This window comes from Sphingosinicella sp., assembly GCF_052387495.1.
GTDB lineage: Bacteria > Pseudomonadota > Alphaproteobacteria > Sphingomonadales > Sphingomonadaceae > Allosphingosinicella.
Genome location: NZ_JBQTJC010000256.1, coordinates 1 through 3582 on the forward strand (window position 1 = coordinate 1; position 3582 = coordinate 3582).

General features: G+C 68.8%; 5 protein-coding genes. 3 read left to right on the forward strand and 2 right to left on the reverse strand.

Annotation, left to right across the window (positions count from 1 at the left end; translation table 11 throughout):
* Nucleotides 1–709: enoyl-CoA hydratase (locus ACT4N8_RS13955; RefSeq protein ID WP_444858722.1), on the reverse strand; the 709-nt coding region annotated here is incomplete at its 3' end.
* A 10-nt stretch (nucleotides 710–719) separates the two neighbouring features.
* On the opposite strand from ACT4N8_RS13955, the gene paaI reads away from it, so the two are divergent.
* Entirely contained in the window at nucleotides 720–1151 is a 432-nt protein-coding gene (paaI, locus tag ACT4N8_RS13960; RefSeq protein ID WP_444858723.1) for a hydroxyphenylacetyl-CoA thioesterase PaaI, read from the forward strand.
* On the forward strand, nucleotides 1148–2350 hold the full coding sequence (pcaF, locus tag ACT4N8_RS13965) for a 3-oxoadipyl-CoA thiolase (protein ID WP_444858724.1): 1203 nt from the start codon (nucleotides 1148–1150) through the stop codon (nucleotides 2348–2350). Before paaI ends, pcaF begins: the two co-directional genes overlap by 4 nt.
* 48 nt (nucleotides 2351–2398) lie before the next feature.
* Here pcaF and ACT4N8_RS13970 read toward each other — a convergent pair whose 3' ends face one another.
* The gene (locus ACT4N8_RS13970) at nucleotides 2399–2761 is read right to left on the reverse strand and encodes a VOC family protein (RefSeq protein ID WP_444858725.1); all 363 of its coding nucleotides are present in this window, start codon (nucleotides 2759–2761) and stop codon (nucleotides 2399–2401) included.
* 281 nt (nucleotides 2762–3042) lie between these two features.
* Here ACT4N8_RS13970 and paaA point away from each other — a divergent pair.
* Nucleotides 3043–3582: 1,2-phenylacetyl-CoA epoxidase subunit PaaA (gene paaA, locus ACT4N8_RS13975; protein ID WP_444858726.1), on the forward strand; the 540-nt coding region annotated here is incomplete at its 3' end.

A 3582-nucleotide genomic window follows, 5' to 3' on the forward strand; every position in this document is an offset into this window, starting at 1 on the left:
AGCCGAGCTCGCGCATCGCGTCGCGCTGGAGGTTCAGCTCCGGCGCGAGATCGTGGTCCCAGCTTTCGCGCAGCATCTGCCTGAGCCGCGCGAGGCCTCGGGTCGGGCCGCTCGCGAAGCGCGCGGCGAGCGCGTCGACTTCGGCGTCGAGCGCTTCGTCGTCAACCGCCTTCCAGATCAGCCCCCATTCCGCCGCGGTCTCGGCCGGCAGCGGCTCTCCGGTCAGCGCGAGGCCCATCGCCCGCGCCTGGCCCACCAGCCGGGGCAGCGCCCAGGTGCCGCCGCTGTCCGGAATGAGGCCGATCGCGGCGAAGCTCTGGATGAACTTCGCGCTCTTCGCCGCGATGACGATGTCGCAGGCGAGCGCGATATTGGCGCCCGCGCCGGCGGCGACGCCATTGACGCGCGCGATGGTCGGCATCGGCAGGCTGGTCAGCGTGCGGATCAGCGGATTGTAACGGACCTCGACCGACTCGCCGAGATCGACTGCTTCGCCCGGCGCCACCGCGCGATCGTTGAGGTCCTGTCCCGCGCAGAAGCCGCGCCCGGCGCCGGTCAGGACCAGCGTCCGCGCGTCGCCGAGGCGGCCGAGCGCGTCCGCCACCTCGTCGTGCATTCGCACCGTGAAGCTGTTCAACCGATCCGGGCGGTTGAGGGTAAGCCGCGCCACGCCCGCCTCAAGCTTGAAGTCGATCGTCTCGTAAGCCATGCGCCTTTTCATGAACGCAGATGAGATCGCCGACAAGGTCGCCCGTTCTATGCTGGCCGCCGAGGGCAGCGGGCCGGCCTGGGGGATCGCGATCGAGGAGGCGCGCGAGGGCTATGCGCGGATCCGCATGTCGCTGCGCCCCGACATGCTGAACGGACACGGCATCGCCCATGGCGGGATGGTCTTCGCGCTCGCCGACACCGCTTTCGCTTATGCCTGCAATAGCCGCAATTTGCGCACCGTCGCCGCCAATGCCTCGATCACCTTCTTGGATCAGGCGCGCGAGGGCGAGGTGCTGATCGCCGAGGCCCAAGAGGCGGCGCTTGTCGGCCGCTCGGGCGTTTGCCATGTCGCGGTCCGCACCGCGGAGGGCCGCGCCATCGCCGAGTTCACCGGCTTCTCGCGCAGCCTCGGCGGGGCGCTGATTGGAGAGGATGAATGACCGAAGCCTTTATCTGCGACGCGGTGCGCACGCCGATCGGCCGCTATGGCGGCAGCCTGTCCTCGGTACGCGCGGACGACCTCGCCGCGATCCCGATCAGGGCGCTGATCGCGCGCAACCAGCAAGTGGACTGGAGCGAGGTCGACGACGTCATCCTGGGCTGCGCCAATCAGGCGGGCGAGGACAATCGCAACCTCGCGCGCATGGCGGGCCTGCTGGCGGGCCTACCCGACACATCCGGCGGCGTCACCCTCAACCGGCTCTGCGGCTCAGGCATGGACGCGGTGGCGATGGCGGCGCGGGTGATCCGGGGCTCGGAGGCGGACATGATCGTCGCCGGCGGCTCGGAGAGCATGAGCCGGGCGCCCTTCGTCATGGCCAAGGCGACGAGCGCCTTCGACCGCAATGCCGAGATGTACGACACCACGATCGGCTGGCGCTTCGTCAACCCGAAGATGAAGTCGGCTTATGGCGACGACACGATGCCGAGCACGGCCGAGAATGTCGCGCAGGATTTCCAGGTCGGCCGCGCCGACCAGGACGCCTTCGCGGTCCGCAGCCAGGCCAAGGCCGCCGCCGCGCAGGCGAATGGTCGCCTTGCCGCCGAGATCGTCCCGGTCGAGATTCCGCAGCGCAAGGGCGATCCCCTCGTCGTCGACCGCGATGAGCACCCGCGCGAGACCAATGTCGAGGCGCTCGCCAAACTGCGCCCGATCGTCCGCCCCGACGGCACCGTCACCGCCGGCAACGCCTCCGGCGTCAACGACGGCGCCGCCGCGCTGATCGTCGCGTCCGAGGAGGCCGCGAAGCGCAACGGCCTCACCCCCCGCGCCCGCTTCCTCGGCGCCGCCGTCGCCGGCGTGCCGCCGCGGATCATGGGCATCGGACCCGCCCCGGCGAGCGAGAAACTATTGAAGCGCCTCGGCCTCAGCATCGCCGACATGGATGTGATCGAATTGAACGAGGCCTTCGCCGCTCAGGGCCTCGCCGTCATGCGTCAGCTCGGCCTCGCCGATGACGACCCCCGCGTGAACCCGAACGGCGGCGCGATCGCGCTCGGCCACCCGCTCGGCATGTCCGGCACCCGCCTGATCCTCACCGCCGTCGAGGAGCTCCACCGCAAAGGCGGGCGCTACGCGCTCTGCACGATGTGCATCGGCGTCGGCCAAGGCATCGCGGCGGTGGTCGAGCGGGTGTGATCCTATTCGTCATCCCGGCGAAGGCCGGGGTCTCCGCCGGGATGACGGCTAGCTCCGCTTCAGCTTGTGCAGAATGATCGCATTGCCGTCCGGGTCCTTGACCACGGCCATGTGACAGCCCGGGCCTTCGATCCCGTCGGCGACGACGGCTGCGCCCTTGGCCTTGAGATCGGCGACCAAGCCATCGAGGTCCTCGACCTCGAGCGCGATCGTGCCGCCGGCGCTCGCGCTCGGCTCGCTCTCCGAAACGGTGGTGATGGCGAGGCAGCCGCCGCCGGGCAGGTCGAACTCGACCCAGGGGCTCGTCGGCCCGTTGCGGCTTTTCGGTAGGCCGAGCACCTCCTCGTACCAGGCGCGGGCGGCCGGCATGTCCTTCACGGGGTACATGGTGAACGCGACCTTCTGGAACATCGTCTCCTCCCTTGCTTGGCCCACGCTTCATCGCCGGCATTTTCCTACAGCCTGGCCGATGCGCTATGAAGGCGATCATGCGCCCGCTCGACCGCCCCCGCCATCTGTCCGCTCATTGCCGGAAGTTGACGGTGTCAGGCGAACGCCATGGCAACTGTCAACTTGTCAACTTCACCCCGTCAACTTCCGATGCGACTCGGGTCCGCTTGCGTGCGTTGACTCTCCGCCGAGCGGCGCGCGAATTCGTTGACCGATCGGTCGATTAATGGTAGGAATTCCGCATGTACACGACCGAGCTGCAGAAGGGGGCGAAGCCCGTTCAGTCCCTCGAGGACCCCGACAAGCTCGCCGCCTTCGAGGCGCGGGTGGCGGCGGACGAGTTCATCGAGCCCAAGGACTGGATGCCCGAGGCCTATCGGCGCACGCTGACGCGGCAGATCAGTCAGCACGCGCATAGCGAGATCGTCGGCATGCTGCCCGAGGGGAACTGGATCACCCGGGCGCCTTCGCTGCGCCGCAAGGCGATCCTGCTCGCCAAGGTGCAGGACGAGGCCGGGCACGGGCTCTATCTCTATTCGGCGGCCGAGACGCTCGGTACCAGCCGCGAGGAAATGATCGAGGCGCTGCATTCGGGCAAGGCCAAGTACAGCACCATCTTCAACTATCCGACGCTGACCTGGGCCGACATCGGCGCCATCGGCTGGCTGGTCGATGGGGCGGCGATCATGAACCAGGTGCCGCTGCAGCGCACCAGCTACGGGCCCTATGCGAGGGCGATGGTCCGGGTGTGCAAGGAGGAGAGCTTCCACCAGCGCCAGCGC

What these genes read in the sequence shown, in the direction of transcription:
- paaI (WP_444858723.1), top strand. Translation starts at nt 720, where the DNA reads ATGAACGCAGATGAGATCGCCGACAAGGTCGCCCGTTCTATGCTGGCC.
- pcaF (WP_444858724.1), top strand. Translation starts at nt 1,148, where the DNA reads ATGACCGAAGCCTTTATCTGCGACGCGGTGCGCACGCCGATCGGCCGC.
- ACT4N8_RS13970 (WP_444858725.1), bottom strand. Translation starts at nt 2,761, where the DNA reads ATGTTCCAGAAGGTCGCGTTCACCATGTACCCCGTGAAGGACATGCCG.